Origin of the sequence: Streptococcus sp. HMSC034B03, from assembly GCF_001838575.1 — a bacterium.
GTDB lineage: Bacteria > Bacillota > Bacilli > Lactobacillales > Streptococcaceae > Streptococcus > Streptococcus anginosus.
In genome coordinates this window covers 71,306-85,298 of the sequence record NZ_KV837626.1, presented here as the reverse complement: position 1 = coordinate 85,298, position 13,993 = coordinate 71,306, and the positions used below count along the sequence as shown (strand labels likewise).

Here is a 13,993-nt window from a genome sequence, read left to right as displayed (position 1 = left end):
TCAGCCTGCCGACTCGACTCCTTTCAGTCTAAAGCCGACTAGCTTATTGTCAAGAGACTTTCACGGCATAAAGTGATTAAAATAAATTTTTCTCAATTACTTTTTTTATCGTTTTGACTGCTGTCACTATATTTAGTTTCGGCGGTCGTATTTGATTAGCAAGTTTCAGGGTAGAGCGAAACTCTTTTTCTGGTAGATACTTTTTAGCACTCTTACGCCATAAAGCCAACTTTTGACTCACAGCTTCTAGCCTATCGTTCAAGCGTTCCATCTGTTTCCTAAGCCCCTTATTTTCATGCTGGAGCCTGCCAACTTCGGACTTCAATTCCTTGTTTTCTGTCAGTAACTTTTCACTTTTTATCAATGATTTAGCTAGGCTGTTCTGGTCTTTTAGAGACTTATTCAGTTTATGCTCTAAAGCATTCCTGTCCTGCCTCAATCTCACATTATTGGTCACATTTTTAGAAGCGGTCTGATATAGCCTATCATAGGTTTCTCTACTCATCTTTAGCTTGCCATCAAGTGTACGCTTTGCTAATCCTTCTGCATGTAGCTCCCTAAAGCCTAAAGGCTCAACCTCTTTCAAATCAATTAAACTTTCAGCCAAGGTCTCTATTTCTTTTTCATATTGCTTCAACTCTTCAAGAGTGTGCCACTCCCTCTGTTCCAAGTACTGGAGCAGGTGCTCTTTCTCTGATACAGTCAGCTCTAGTTGGTTTATTTTATTGCTTATCTGTTCTAGTTTAATTTGTTTTTCAGATAGTCGTTGCTCGACATCATCAAGCAATCGCTGCTTCTCCTTGTATTCAGCAGTATCAAGATGTTTTTTCTCACTATCAACTTCACCACGTTGTAAAGTGTATCCTTTATCATTTAGGTATTTTGGAAACTCCTCCTGAATTGCCTGAAGCTGCTCACGATGACCAAATAGGGCTTTTGAACTCAACTTCCCATTTCTCATTGGAACAAGACCAAGGTGCATATGTGGGGTGCTTTCGTCAAGATGAACCATGGCATAAGCGATATTCTGTTCTCCGTATCTTTCAGCAAAGAAATTTTTAGCAGTCTCAAAAAATTCCTTTGTCTGCTCCTGACTCATATTTTCAAAGAAAGTTTTATCAGATGTGATAATCCACTCATTGCATAATACAGCGTCTTTACGAATAGCGCGTTTAGATAGTTTATTGTCATTGACATACTGCTTTATTTGTCTGTCATAAGGTATAGAGCGGTCACGGTCTGTTAACTCATAATTTAGATGACTTCGTTCAGGGTCAATATCCTTATTTGAATGTTTTTCAAAAACACGTTCATTATGGCGATAAGCACCACCGAGATTACCAGATTTGTATTTAACCATTCTAGCTACTACATAACTCATAGATTTTTCTCCTTTCTCGGCTCAAAAGGTCGCCGAGCTGGTGGCGGACGATTGCCACCAGAAATAAGCAACCCATAGGCTAGATTTTTTCCTGAAGAATCGGCACTACTTCCATGTAAAGTGTAACGCACTACACTTTACTCCATAAATGTGCGTTCTCCGAAGGGTCTTGCAGACGGCACATCGCTCCGAATACAGGAGCGACCTCGAACCATCTCTCAACTCACAAGAGATAGTTCGACTATGCTCGCCGAAGCGAGCAAGGCACTTCATCAGTGCCAAAGGTCGGACGCTTCGCATTGTCCGACAATCTACCGACCACCATAATAGGCTAATTGTTTTTTAAGTCTGGGGCGCTCATGTTTCAATAGGTCTTTCATCAAACCTAGATAGTCAATTTCTGATGTTTGATAGGTCTCTAAGATTTTTTTGTATCTTGCTCTTGTATTTCTATGGAGCTCTTTCCAGATATTTTTATCATGAATGAGAGCGGTCAGATAGATTTGAGTCTCAATAGGTAAACCTTTAAATTTGAATGGCTTAAAGATAACTGTATTGATAACCTCGAATATCTCCTCAACCGAGCGACTTCTCAACTGAAATTCCAAGCGCCACCAGTGTTGAAACTGACTAGCAAATTCCTTGTCTTTATCAGTTCCATTTTCCAGTTGCTCTTTTTTCTTGTTGTATAGCCTTACTTGCTTTTCAGAACGCGAAGCACCAAGGTACTTTGTTTCTAGCTTTCCGGTCTCTGAACGAAATTCCTTAGTTGCGGTTGGTCTGCCTTTCTTCTCTAGCACGAACTCACTACAATCAACTTCAAATAAATCAAAAGCCAAGTCAGCACGAGATATTGCAATATCTTCCAAACATGGTATAATAGTGTCAATGATATCAGTATCTACTGATCGGAGTTTATTGGGATTGAACTCCAACCTGAAAGGGCGAGCATTAAAGGCTTGTCCTTTTATTTTGTCATATTCCATATAGACCACGACTTGACCTCCGCCCTTAGTATAAGCTCTAAACATATCCGTCATCGCTGTCTGAATACTAATTGCTGTATGGCTTTCAACTAGATTTTTGAGAGTTAGGAGTTTGCGGGGCCTGATATAAGCTGTTATCGTGATATTATCTAAGCTAACTTTTAATTTCAAACAAAACTCCTTTCTTTTTACGGTCGCCTATCGGCGCCGATTTTTTTGTCTGCGTAAAGACCTCCTCCCTAATGAAAATTCTTGGGGGAGCAGCCCCAAGCCGACCCCTTCGGAGTCGAACCATTTTCATTTTCCGTCAGTCAAACTTGCCAAAAAACGGGTGTAGTAAATGCACTTTAAATGTGCACATAGCGGGCTGTTAGAGGGCGCCCTGTTATAAATTTTTCGTAGCACCTCAAAATCTGACCCCTGAAACCCATTTTCACAATATTTTCATAACTGTTTTCATAAATATTTTTGACTTGAAATTTTGTAAATCTGAAGGAGATTTTTAAAAAAAGTCTTCTCGATCAACTAAAAATATTTTGAGGATTTTTTCAATAATCTCATCAGGTGGCACCTGTTTATTTTTCTTGTAGCTAAAGAAACGGTCTTTAGCTTTTTTGATTTCTCCTAAATCGTCGGACACATCAGCAAACAATAAATCGTTCAGCTCAAACCAACGTAGCTCAGATTGTTTTCGGAGTGTTTCAAAATTACTCCAGAATGTTCGACCTTCATCAAGTTCTTCAAGTTTTCGGAATAGGTTTATCCGTTCAGCTTTACGATACTCTTTCGGTAAAAGTGTCCCCACATACTCAGGAGACATGTTCGAATAGATAACCTCATCTGTTACAACAATGGGAAGTTTTAGCGAACTATCAACATTTTTCAAAATCTTTCGGACAAATTGGCTTAGAGTAATTTGTGTGTTCAGCTTATACTTCAGCATCTTAGTGCTTAGTAATTCAAAAATATCAGTTGACCTAAATAGCCATTCCATCAGTATTTTGGCATCTATATCCTTACTTGAAAATGCTTGATAGTCAATCTGGTAGCTATCCAGTCGTGATTGAATAGCTTGATTAAGTGCTGTATCTTTTCCAAAATAAATCTTTATCATTTTCACACCTCGTTAATATAAGTCCTATAAGGTAAGTTATGACTATGGTAATGTCCTATCATTTCTCGGTCACGTTCAATCAAGTCAGCTTCTTCTAAACGTCGCAAAGAGTTTATCATAGTAGATTTAGCGCAAGAGAACTTTTTCGCCAAATCACTAATCTTATAGCCTAGATAAACATTTCCTTCAGCATCTATCCAACCCTTTTCAAAGGCTTCTTCTTGCTTGCCTCTTAAGACAGCATAGACCAGAATATCAAATGCAGTTAAGTCGCTGTATAAATCATCTCGAAAGAGAACTTTCGGGATAAGATAGTTTTCGTTATCGTAGTCCATAGCTCTTACCTCCTATCTCTCAAATTGTTGTAGCCATTGAGCGACTTTGTGTTTATCGTACAAGGTCACTCCGTCAATGACCATGTGGGGCATGCCTTCACGTTGCCATTTGACAATAGTCGTCGTTGAGACATCTAGCCAACGGCACAAGCCTGCCATACGAACCATAGGCTTATAAAGCTCCTTGTCCTCAAGGGCTTTTTCTATTGCCTTTTGGAGCATATTGTCATAGCGAGCCAGTAACTTCTTTTCAGTTACTTTTGGGAGTTGTATAGTAAATCCTTCTGTCATCTGCGGGTTCTCCTTTTTGTTAAAATCATTTTTAAACTATTTTCATTGCCTATTTTCTGGAGATGGCGCAATCTAAAATAGTTCCATAGGGTAAATATACCTGTCTAGTATTTCAGACCGAGCAACACTCCTATTTTTCAAGGCTGGTTCTTGCCTTTTTCATACGTTCAGCAAGTTCTTGACGTTGTTCTTCGGTCATCTTGCGTTTTTTCTTAGGAAATACGTTGATTGAAAAATCCTCACCAATCTTCATAATGGCATTGAGCCAAATCGTTCTGCCTTCTTCTTCCTCAGTGTTCAACACTTCATAGGCTTCAGGAAGTTTTAGCACTTTTTGAATGTGTGGAGAATAATTTGTTTCAATCGTCCATTGTTTATCCAGTACATCATATCGGATAAACGTTTCTTGTTCTTCTAATGTGTAAGCCATAGCTGACTCCTTTCTTTATTTTATAAGCTTCGAATATAAATTACTCATTTCGTGTAATTTATATTGATTTTAAACCCTTTTCGAGTTTTTGTCAACTGTTTTTTCTCTTTTTGTGTAATTTGTGATATAATGTCTCAAAAAGGAGAATACGTAAATGACAAATTTTCAATTTCTTGTAAAAGAAAGTAATAAAAGTTTAACTGAAATAAGTCACGAAACAGGCATTAGTTACTCAACATTAGGAAATTATAACCAGGGTACTAGAACACCAAAGAAAGAGAATGCCAAAATCCTTGCCGACTACTTTGGTGTCTCTATCCCTTACTTACTAGGGCTTGATGATAATCCTAATCTCGTAGACCCAGGAGCACCTAAAGAAGTTCTGAAAGGTTTTGCCAAGATACTTCAAGGAAAAAGTAGCATAGAAAACAAAATCAACAAATGGACTCCTTTTGGTGACGAATTAGCTATCATACTTGCGGAAATCAATCAGTCGGAAGCATTGGCTGATTATATCGACTTCTTAGCAAGTAAAAAAGACTTTAACCCTATTTTAGTTAAAGCCATTAAGGAATTTATAGCCGATAAAAAACAAGGATTAATCCCTTTTCTGATTAACAAGTCAGGAGGGGAAGATTCACCATATCACTACGTTTGGCAAGCATGGGAAAACTCCGACGAATACAAGAGAAGAATGGCTAAAAAACGTAAAAAATAATTGTAAAAACTCGTAATTTCTTTATTTTATAAGCTTCGAAACCTAAAAAATAAAGGAGAAATTACAATGTCCATTCACAAATACCCAAGTAAAAAAGCCAAATCTGGCTATTTGTATTTTGTCAAGGTCTATATGACTAAAGACGGTCAACGTGCAGACCATGTAAAGCGTGGTTTTCGTACTCGAAAAGACGCCAAAGACTACGAAGCTAGACTCATCTATCTTAAGGCTTCAGGGAAGTTGGAAGAGTTCATCAAGCCATCTCAAAAATCTTATAGCGAGATTTTTGAAAAATGGTATCAAGCCTATCAAGATACAGTAGAGCCGACAACGGCTTCACGTACTCTTGATATGTTTAGGTTGCACATTCTGCCAGTCATGGGAGAATTGCCTATCGGTAAAATCTCCCCTTTAGGCTGCCAGAACTTTATCACGGAAAAAGCAAAGACTTTCAAGAATATCAAGCAAATCAAGTCTTACACTGGTAAAGTCTTTGACTTTGCGATTAAGATGAAATTGCTTAAGCATAATCCTATGGCAGAAATCATTATGCCAAAGAGGAAAAGTACACGTGTAAAAAATTATTGGACGGTTCAGGAACTACAAGAGTTCCTAAACATTGTCCTTCAGGAAGAACCTTATAAGCATTATGCACTGTTTAGACTACTAGCATATAGCGGCTTAAGGAAAGGCGAGCTATACGCTCTTAAATGGACTGATATAGACTTTAAGAGTGAGACTCTAAGTGTCAATAAGAGCCTAGGACGATTAGACGGACAAGCCATTGAAAAAGGCACTAAAAACGATTTTTCAGTTCGAAAGATTAAGCTAGATAGCGAAACTATCTCTATTCTGCAAGAATGGAAGTCAAATTGCCAAAAAGAAAAGGCACAACTAGCAGTCGCACCTCTTTCTATCAAGCAAGATTTTATTTTTACTTACTGCTCACGTACAGGCTCAATAGAACCACTACATGCAGACTATATCAACAATGTACTTTCAAGAATTATTCGAAAACATGGCTTAAGGAAAATCAGTCCTCACGGCTTCAGACATACCCATGCGACCTTGATGATTGAAATCGGAGTTGACCCAGTCAATACAGCAAAAAGGCTAGGTCATGCAAGTAGTCAAATGACTTTAGACACCTACAGCCATTCAACAGCTAATGGAGAAGATAGGTCCATCAAACAATTTGCGAGTTATCTAAAAAACAATACAAAAAACTCCAGACAGTAAGTCTAGAGTAGAGTAATGCGGGCGATTTGCATCGCAATCCCGATTTTTTAGAAGAATTTTCTCCAAGGACAGCATCGAAGCCTGTTAGGAATGAATCCCAACCTGATTTTCCTGTCATTACACTCTCAAAGTTTAACATAAACAGGAAGTATACGTCAATTATATAAACTATTCAAAGATAAGAATATAATCAAAAAAGATGTAAAAGTTTTTCCAAAACGGTATCAAAAAAGGTATCAAAAGCAAAAATCAACAAAAAAGCACCTTGCAAGAGACTTGCAAAATGCTTGTAATCGTTGTTGTAAAACGGTTCTTAACGTTTTGAGAATTGTGATGCTTTACGAGCTTTCTTAAGACCTGGTTTCTTACGTTCTACCATACGGGCATCACGTGTAAGAAGACCAGCGCGTTTGAGTGAGTCGCGGAAGTCTGGGTCTACTTGAAGAAGGGCACGAGCGATACCGTGACGGATAGCTCCTGCTTGACCAGCGTAGCCACCACCATCAACATTTACGAAAACATCGTATTGACCAACAGTTGAAGTAACTGCGAATGGTTGGTTGATGACAAGGCGAAGATCAGCATGTGGGATGTATTCTTCAACATCTTTTTTGTTTACAGTAATTTTACCAGTTCCTGGAACAAGGCGAACGCGTGCAACAGCGTTTTTACGACGTCCAGTACCTGCATATTGTGCTTGTGACATAGCTTATTTGTTCCTTTCCTTAGATAAGTCCTGAAATATCAAGAACTTCTGGTTGTTGTGCAGCGTGCGTGTGTTCAGCGCCTACAAATACTTTCAATTTCATACCTTGAGCACGGCCAAGAGTATTATGTGGAAGCATACCTTTAACTGATTTTTCGATCAAACGAACAGCGTTCTTAGAACGGAGTTCACCAGCAGTAATAGATTTCAATCCACCTGGGTACATTGAGTGAGTGTAGTAAACTTTATCAGTTGCCTTTTTACCAGTTAATTTTACTTTTTCAGCATTGATAACAATCACAAAGTCACCTGTATCAGTATGAGGTGTGAAAGTTGGTTTATTTTTTCCACGAAGTACGCTTGCTACAACAGCAGAAAGGCGTCCAAGAGGTACATCAGTAGCGTCTACTACATACCATTTACGTTCAACTTCACCTGGCTTAGCCATGTATGTTGTTTTGTTCATGATTTCTCCTATATGAATATCGTTTTTGTTTACAAAGCGGATGTTCCGGTCCGCAAGTTATTTGGAAGGTTCCGGGGCCTTACAAATGGGGTAAACAATACCGTTTACTATCATACCAAATTTTAGGGGTAAAAGTCAATATATTTGATAAATTATTTATGAAAGAACGGTTTCATTTCGCTTAATCTTGATTTTCATGGGCAATACTGAATAGTCCCAAAGTTCCAGGACCCGTGTGAGTGGAAATGACTGGTCCTAATGGTAAAATTAAAACTTCATTGACTTGCTCAGAGGCAAGAAGCTGATTTTTTAAGACTTGAGCCACCTCTTGGCTGTCTGCTCCTGCATAGGCAATTACCACGCGCGGATCGGCAATATCTTCCAAGGTCATGCGCACCACCTCAGTTTGAGCCTTTTTCTTCCCACGGACTTTAGCCACAGAATCCAGCCTTCCATCTCCCTTAACTGCAATTACTGGCTTAATATTGACTAAACTTCCCATAAGAGCTGCAGTCTTTGAAATTCGTCCTCCCCGCATGAGGTGATTTAAGTCATCTACTAGAAAATACGTTTTCACTTTTGGCACTAAAGATTTTATTAAGGCTACTACTTGTTCCAAACTTTGACCGGCAGCTTTCGCTTCCACCGCTTTCATCACCAGAATACCTTCTCCCATAGATGCCGCCTTGGTATCAATAATCCGGATAACCGCTTCTGGAAAATCTTCCAGAACCATATCCCGTGCCATAACCGCACTTTGGTAAGTTCCTGACAAGACTGAAGCAAACGCAATATAAAGAACGGGCATACCGATTTCAGCGTAACCACGAAATATATCTTCAAACTGACCAACATTGATTTGGCTAGTTGTTGGTTGACTGCCTGCTTCCATTTTAGAGAGGAGCTGCTCACTCGTCAGTTTCTTATCCCCGACCGTTTCATAAGTTGTCCCGTCCAACTGAATAGTCAAGCCAAGGATTTGAACATCATTTTCCAAAGCCCAGCTTTCTGGAAGGTCTGCGGTTGAATCCGTTAAAATTTTAAAAGTCATCTTTCTTTTTCTCCATCATTTTCTGTAAATCGCGCAAGGTTGGATTGTCCATAGGACGCAAAGGTGGTTTTCCCATTTGAAGCTGTTGACTCATTTGATTCAGATCCGACTTTGTAACAGCTACTCGTTTTTCTAGTTCACGAGCCGAAACACGCAAAGCCCCTTGAGCAAAGACAGTCCACTGCTCATTTAAGTCGCTCGTTGCCACAGATACCTGATTTCTAGGATTGTTGAGATCAGTTGCCAAACGCTCAATGTAATCGTCTGCTGTTTCTTCTTCCTCAGTAAACACAACCGTAACATTGAATTCATCATAAGTCTGGCGAACTCCCGGCATATACTGCGCATCAAACACACAGATAATTTCCAACTGTTCAAAACTGGCGTAATTACTGAGTTTGTTAAGCAGAATGGTTCGTGCTGCATCTAATTCACCTTTGTTAAATAAAGAACGAGTCTCCTGCCAAAATGCTACCATATTATAGCCGTCTACTAATAAAATTTTTCGTTTCATAGGCGATTTCTAAATACTTCATACATGAGAATGGCTGCTGCCACACTGGCATTGAGGCTCTGAACATGTCCATTCATAGGAATGGTAATCATTTCATCTACTTGCTTTTTAATATTAGCAGAAATGCCCTTGCCTTCATTGCCGATAATCAGAGCTAATTTCCCTGCTGTATTCCACTTAGTAGACGGCGTACCATTCATATCCGTGCCAAAAATCCAAAAACCTGCATGTTTTAGTTTATCCAGAGTTTGACTAAGATTGGTCACACGAGCAATAGGAATATGCTCCACCGCACCAGTAGAGGTCTTGGCGACGACCGGCGTGACACCAACCGCTCGATGCTTAGGAATAATGACACCTGTAACATTTGTCGCATCAGCCGTCCGTAAAATAGAGCCTAAATTATGCGGATCTGTTAGACCATCTAAAATGAGCAAGAGAGGATTGTCTTCCTGAGTTGCCATTTTCAACATCGCCTCAAAATCCGTATAAGCAAATTCTGAAACACGCAAGACAAAACCTTGATGAACGGCACCATCTGTCATTTCTTGTAGTATTTTTTTGGTAGTCCAAGAAATGGAAACCTTTTTTTCTGCTGCCAAATCTTTCATCTTAGCAACATTTTTCCCACGTAGGTCATCTTGAATATAGAGTTTATTTCCAGTATTGGTCATGAGAGCTTCCGTCACAGCATGTACGCCGTAAACAATATCGTTATTTTCCATAACTTTAGTATAACATAAAATTTAAAATGCTTCTTCTTATTTATAAATCACCTTATAGTTAACTTCTATAAAAAAACGCAGGAGTCTTGCATAAAACAAGGCATCCTGCATTTTCTTATTAATTTATTCTAGAGGCGTTGTAAATTAGTAAACTGTCTTTTCTGTTTCTGGATCAAAGAAGTGTGCTTTGTTCAAGTCAAAGCCAAGGTCAATACCTGCTCCAGCTTTGAGGTAATCACGAGCGTCTACTTTGGCAATAAATTCATTATCTGCAATTTGGCAATACAAATGAGATTCAGAACCAAGCAATTCAGATACAGAGATTTTAGCATGTACTACTGAATCTGGGAAGGTTTCAAGGAAAGCAGCTTCTGTATTGATGTCTTCTGGACGAATACCAAAAATGAGTTTCTTGCCTTCATAGCCTTTTTCACGAAGTACCTTCAAGGCACCTTCTGGTACTTTCAGAGAAAGGTCTTGTGCTACAATTTCATCACCTTTCAAAGTTACATTGATGAAGTTCATCGCTGGGCTTCCGATAAAGCCTGCAACAAATTTATTGACTGGGTTTTTGTAAACTTCTTGTGGGGTACCGATTTGTTCTATACGTCCAATTGTCCCCGTTCCTGAAGGATTCTTTGTTGCAGACATGATAACGATACGATCAGCCAAAGTCATTGCTTCTGTTTGGTCATGGGTAACATAGATAGTGGTTGCCCCAATACGACGGTGGATTTTAGCGATTTCTGCACGCATAGATACCCGCAATTTCGCATCCAAGTTAGAAAGTGGTTCGTCCATAAGGAATACTTTTGCATCACGAACAATAGCACGTCCCATGGCTACACGTTGACGTTGACCACCTGAAAGGTCAGCTGGTTTACGATCCAAGAATTCTTTCAAACCAAGAATGTCCGCTGCTTCATTTACACGTTTTTCAATATCATCCTTGCTGTATTTACGAAGCTTCAAACCAAAAGCCATATTGTCGTGCACGGTCATATGTGGATACAAAGCATAGTTTTGGAAAACCATAGCAATATCACGGTCTTTTGGCGCTACGTCGTTCACCACGCGCCCGTCAATTGAACATTCACCTTCTGTAATATCTTCAAGACCAGCAATCATACGAAGTGTAGTAGATTTCCCACAGCCTGAAGGTCCTACGAAAACGATAAATTCTTTATCTTTAATATTCAAGTTGAAATCTTCTACAGAGTAGTGTTCGCTGTTTGGATATTTTTTGTAAATGTTTTTTAAATTTAATTCTACCATAAGATGGAACTCCTTTGTTATTATGATTTTATTATATATGAAAACGCTTCATTATCCTATGGCAAAGTGAACAAAATAAAAAAAAATGTTTTGTGCAGGATGCACAAAACATTACACTAAATCATTGATGACAATCTGGTAACACAGGGTCAAATCTGTCAGGTCTTTCAGCTGTAAACCCGTCAATTCTTCCCATTTATCAATGTGATACTGTAAGGTGTTCCGATGAATATACAACTGCTGGGCAGCTTTTGTCACAACTGCCGTATTTTCCCACAAAGCTGCAATAATATCAACGAGCTGATCCTGACTTTCAATCAATTGATGAAGTTTCTTCGTTAAAATTGGCAATATGAAATCCTTTTGACCAATCCCCCACAAAAAGAGTTGGGAAAAAGAATGCACATTGGAATGTTGAACCTGCTCCCACCATTTGACGAAAAGAGCATGTTCCGCTTGAAAAAGTTCTGAATAACTTTCTTTAAAAATTAGAGGCCAAATTTGCCCGATTTGAATCGTCAGAGTTAAGCTAAAGTCATATTCGATAGCCGATAAAGTATCACGGAGGACATCTTTTACAGGGACTAATTGCGTTTGATCCAGCACAAAGATGTAATCCTGAGAGGACAGCTGAAAATCTGCTATTCTATTGGGCAGTATGGTTCGCATCATTTCCAACCAAGACCCAATCGTTTCATTTTCATAATGGAATAAATGACAATGGACGAACTGTAGCTTTTGAACGTTTTGAGGCATTTTGCCACGGTTATGAACCAAATAATCATACCAAGGTCCACCATCAAATGCAGAGTCTTTCCCAGTCAGTAAAGAAATAAGTTCTTGCTCTCGCTCTGTCAGACTGCTTTTTTTTAATAACAACCATTGATTACTTGAAATGGGAATTGCCACTTCATCCTCTTTTGCATTTGGATTGGATTGAAGCCTCCCTTGAGGAAACCACTCTAAAAGATCAGTTTTTGTCATGATGTGCGCCCTCCACTCTCACAATACACCAATCAATCAGCTCTTCTAAACGCTTGATTTGATCGGTCATGTGTAAATATCCCAGAACGGCTTCAAAACCTGTCGACATACGATAGGTTACAATATCTGCGTTTTTAGCTTTAGTATGGCTATTGGCATTGCGTCCACGCTTATAAATGTCTTCTTCCTTTTCTGTCAGAATTTTTTCTTCCAACATTTGCGAAATGAGATTAGCTTGCGCACGAGCCGACACATACTTGGTTGCTTCTCTGTGTAACTGGTTCGGTTTTGTCAAGCCTTGGAAAATCAAGTGACGGCGGATATAAGTTGAGTAGATAGCATCGCCTTCAAAAGCCAAGGCAATACCATTTATAAGATTGACATCAATCACGGATCCACCTCACTCCGTCCTTGGTATCTAAAAGCTTGATCCCTTTAGCTGCCAATTCATCACGGATTTTATCAGCTGTTGCAAAGTCCTTGGCAACACGCGCAGCTTGGCGCTGCTCAATCAAGGCTTCAATATCCGCATCCAGTACTTCTGCTGTAAAGACAATACCAAAAACTTGCAGAAGCTCAGCAAAAGCTGTTTTTACTTCTTGACTGTAATGACCAGAATTAATCCACTTAGCCAATTCAAAAACGACTGTAATCCCATTTGCTGCATTGAAATCTTCGTCCATTGCAGCGGTGAATTTATCCAGAAAAGCCTGCAATTCTGTCAGGTCAACCGTTCCCGTAAAGGGTTGCTCGTAGGTATTTTTCAGATATTTCAGATTCACTTCCGCATCGTGGACGGCTTTTTCTGTGAAATTGATAGGCTTGCGGTAGTATTGGGTTGCAAAGAAGAAACGCAGTACCTGCCCATCAATGGTTTTAAGGGCGTCGTGAACGGTAATGAAATTCCCCAGAGACTTAGACATCTTGACATCATCAATATTGACAAAGCCATTGTGCATCCAGTAGTTGGCAAAAGTCTTTCCAGTTTTAGCTTCTGATTGAGCGATTTCATTAGTATGGTGCGGAAATTCTAAATCAGCTCCGCCACCATGAATATCAATCGTATCTCCCAGAATTTCTGTCGCCATGACGGAACATTCAATATGCCAGCCTGGACGACCAGGCCCCCAAGGGCTGTCCCAGAAGATTTCACCGGGTTTAACAGCCTTCCAAAGAGCAAAGTCAACAGGATTTTCCTTGCGGGCCGTTTCTTCATCTGTCCGACCAGAAGCGCCTAACTCTAAGTCAGCCAAGGTTTTGTTAGCTAGTTTGGCATAATTGTGAGACTTTTCCACTCGAAAATAGACATCACCCTCTGACTCATAGGCAAATCCTTTGTCCACCAAGACCTGTACAAAATCAATGATGTCCGTCATGTAGTCCACTACGCGCGGGTGCTGGGTCGCTGGTTGAACCCCCAGCGCCGTCACATCTTCCCGAAAAGCCGCAATGTACTTGTCTGCCACTTCCTGAGGTGTGATCCCCTCTTCCTTAGCTCGATTGATAATTTTATCGTCCACATCGGTGAAATTAGAAATATAAGCCACCTCATACCCACGATACTCAAAATAGCGCCGAATCGTGTCAAAAGCAGCGGTGGAGCGAGCATTGCCGACATGGATATAGTTATAAACGGTCGGCCCGCAGACATACATCTTGACCTTGCCCTCTTCCAGAGGGACAAATTTACGCAGACTGCGGGTCATAGTATCATAAATTTTGATCATATTCTAACTTCATTCTTTCTATTAAGTGGAAACTAACTTTTGGTTCAAGTG

Annotated in this window: 18 protein-coding genes; 2 read left to right on the top strand and 16 right to left on the bottom strand. The window is 39.7% G+C overall.

Annotated features, from left to right (window positions below):
* Positions 1 to 76 precede the first annotated feature (76 nt).
* From mobV to HMPREF2634_RS02470, 7 genes are all read right to left on the bottom strand, one after another.
* Positions 77 to 1,381, bottom strand: a complete 1,305-nt coding sequence (gene mobV, locus HMPREF2634_RS02495) for a MobV family relaxase (RefSeq protein ID WP_021002049.1) — start codon at positions 1,379 to 1,381, stop codon at positions 77 to 79.
* Positions 1,378 to 1,512: a hypothetical protein gene (locus HMPREF2634_RS10140; protein ID WP_257361993.1), complete on the bottom strand. Its 135-nt coding sequence runs from the start codon at positions 1,510 to 1,512 to the stop codon at positions 1,378 to 1,380. The genes mobV and HMPREF2634_RS10140 overlap by 4 nt, the downstream gene beginning before the upstream one ends.
* A gap of 180 nt (positions 1,513 to 1,692) precedes the next feature.
* A complete protein-coding gene (locus HMPREF2634_RS02490; protein ID WP_003070635.1) occupies positions 1,693 to 2,538 on the bottom strand; it encodes a hypothetical protein in 846 nt (281 codons plus the stop codon).
* A 331-nt stretch (positions 2,539 to 2,869) separates the two neighbouring features.
* Positions 2,870 to 3,481 (bottom strand): hypothetical protein, encoded by a 612-nt coding sequence (locus tag HMPREF2634_RS02485; protein ID WP_021002051.1) that lies wholly within the window; start codon positions 3,479 to 3,481, stop codon positions 2,870 to 2,872.
* A gap of 2 nt (positions 3,482 to 3,483) precedes the next feature.
* A complete protein-coding gene (locus HMPREF2634_RS02480; RefSeq protein ID WP_021002052.1) occupies positions 3,484 to 3,816 on the bottom strand; it encodes a replication initiator protein A in 333 nt (110 codons plus the stop codon).
* A 12-nt stretch (positions 3,817 to 3,828) separates the two neighbouring features.
* Complete coding sequence (locus HMPREF2634_RS02475; protein ID WP_021002053.1) at positions 3,829 to 4,107, bottom strand: hypothetical protein; 279 nt, start codon at positions 4,105 to 4,107, stop codon at positions 3,829 to 3,831.
* Between the two features lie 130 nt (positions 4,108 to 4,237).
* The gene (locus HMPREF2634_RS02470; RefSeq protein WP_021002054.1) at positions 4,238 to 4,537 is read right to left on the bottom strand and encodes a hypothetical protein; all 300 of its coding nucleotides are present in this window, start codon (positions 4,535 to 4,537) and stop codon (positions 4,238 to 4,240) included.
* A gap of 154 nt (positions 4,538 to 4,691) precedes the next feature.
* On the opposite strand from HMPREF2634_RS02470, the gene HMPREF2634_RS02465 reads away from it, so the two are divergent.
* Together HMPREF2634_RS02465 and HMPREF2634_RS02460 are read left to right on the top strand one after the other, a co-directional pair.
* Positions 4,692 to 5,255 carry a helix-turn-helix domain-containing protein gene (locus HMPREF2634_RS02465; protein WP_021002055.1) on the top strand — a complete coding sequence of 188 codons (564 nt, stop codon included), beginning with the start codon at positions 4,692 to 4,694 and terminating at the stop codon, positions 5,253 to 5,255.
* Positions 5,256 to 5,321: 66 nt separating this feature from the next.
* Positions 5,322 to 6,494 (top strand): tyrosine-type recombinase/integrase, encoded by a 1,173-nt coding sequence (locus HMPREF2634_RS02460; RefSeq protein WP_021002056.1) that lies wholly within the window; start codon positions 5,322 to 5,324, stop codon positions 6,492 to 6,494.
* A 313-nt stretch (positions 6,495 to 6,807) separates the two neighbouring features.
* On the opposite strand, the gene rpsI is transcribed toward HMPREF2634_RS02460, so the two are convergent.
* The 9 genes from rpsI to cysS form a co-directional block, all read right to left on the bottom strand.
* Complete coding sequence (gene rpsI, locus HMPREF2634_RS02455; protein ID WP_003030908.1) at positions 6,808 to 7,200, bottom strand: 30S ribosomal protein S9; 393 nt, start codon at positions 7,198 to 7,200, stop codon at positions 6,808 to 6,810.
* Between the two features lie 19 nt (positions 7,201 to 7,219).
* Positions 7,220 to 7,666 carry a 50S ribosomal protein L13 gene (gene rplM, locus HMPREF2634_RS02450; protein WP_003026230.1) on the bottom strand — a complete coding sequence of 149 codons (447 nt, stop codon included), beginning with the start codon at positions 7,664 to 7,666 and terminating at the stop codon, positions 7,220 to 7,222.
* Between the two features lie 181 nt (positions 7,667 to 7,847).
* Positions 7,848 to 8,717 carry a DegV family protein gene (locus tag HMPREF2634_RS02445; protein WP_003026231.1) on the bottom strand — a complete coding sequence of 290 codons (870 nt, stop codon included), beginning with the start codon at positions 8,715 to 8,717 and terminating at the stop codon, positions 7,848 to 7,850.
* Entirely contained in the window at positions 8,707 to 9,231 is a 525-nt protein-coding gene (locus HMPREF2634_RS02440) for an NYN domain-containing protein (RefSeq protein ID WP_022526580.1), read from the bottom strand. Before HMPREF2634_RS02440 ends, HMPREF2634_RS02445 begins: the two co-directional genes overlap by 11 nt.
* Complete coding sequence (gene rlmB / locus HMPREF2634_RS02435) at positions 9,228 to 9,956, bottom strand: 23S rRNA (guanosine(2251)-2'-O)-methyltransferase RlmB (protein ID WP_021002072.1); 729 nt, start codon at positions 9,954 to 9,956, stop codon at positions 9,228 to 9,230. Before rlmB ends, HMPREF2634_RS02440 begins: the two co-directional genes overlap by 4 nt.
* Positions 9,957 to 10,100: 144 nt before the next feature.
* Positions 10,101 to 11,231 (bottom strand): ABC transporter ATP-binding protein, encoded by a 1,131-nt coding sequence (locus HMPREF2634_RS02430; RefSeq protein ID WP_003026236.1) that lies wholly within the window; start codon positions 11,229 to 11,231, stop codon positions 10,101 to 10,103.
* A 111-nt stretch (positions 11,232 to 11,342) separates the two neighbouring features.
* Entirely contained in the window at positions 11,343 to 12,215 is an 873-nt protein-coding gene (locus HMPREF2634_RS02425) for a helix-turn-helix domain-containing protein (RefSeq protein ID WP_004224191.1), read from the bottom strand.
* Positions 12,202 to 12,606, bottom strand: coding sequence for a Mini-ribonuclease 3 (locus HMPREF2634_RS02420; RefSeq protein ID WP_003026238.1), 405 nt, complete (start codon positions 12,604 to 12,606; stop codon positions 12,202 to 12,204). Before HMPREF2634_RS02420 ends, HMPREF2634_RS02425 begins: the two co-directional genes overlap by 14 nt.
* Positions 12,599 to 13,942, bottom strand: a complete 1,344-nt coding sequence (gene cysS, locus HMPREF2634_RS02415; protein WP_004224193.1) for a cysteine--tRNA ligase — start codon at positions 13,940 to 13,942, stop codon at positions 12,599 to 12,601. Before cysS ends, HMPREF2634_RS02420 begins: the two co-directional genes overlap by 8 nt.
* Positions 13,943 to 13,993 lie beyond the last annotated feature (51 nt).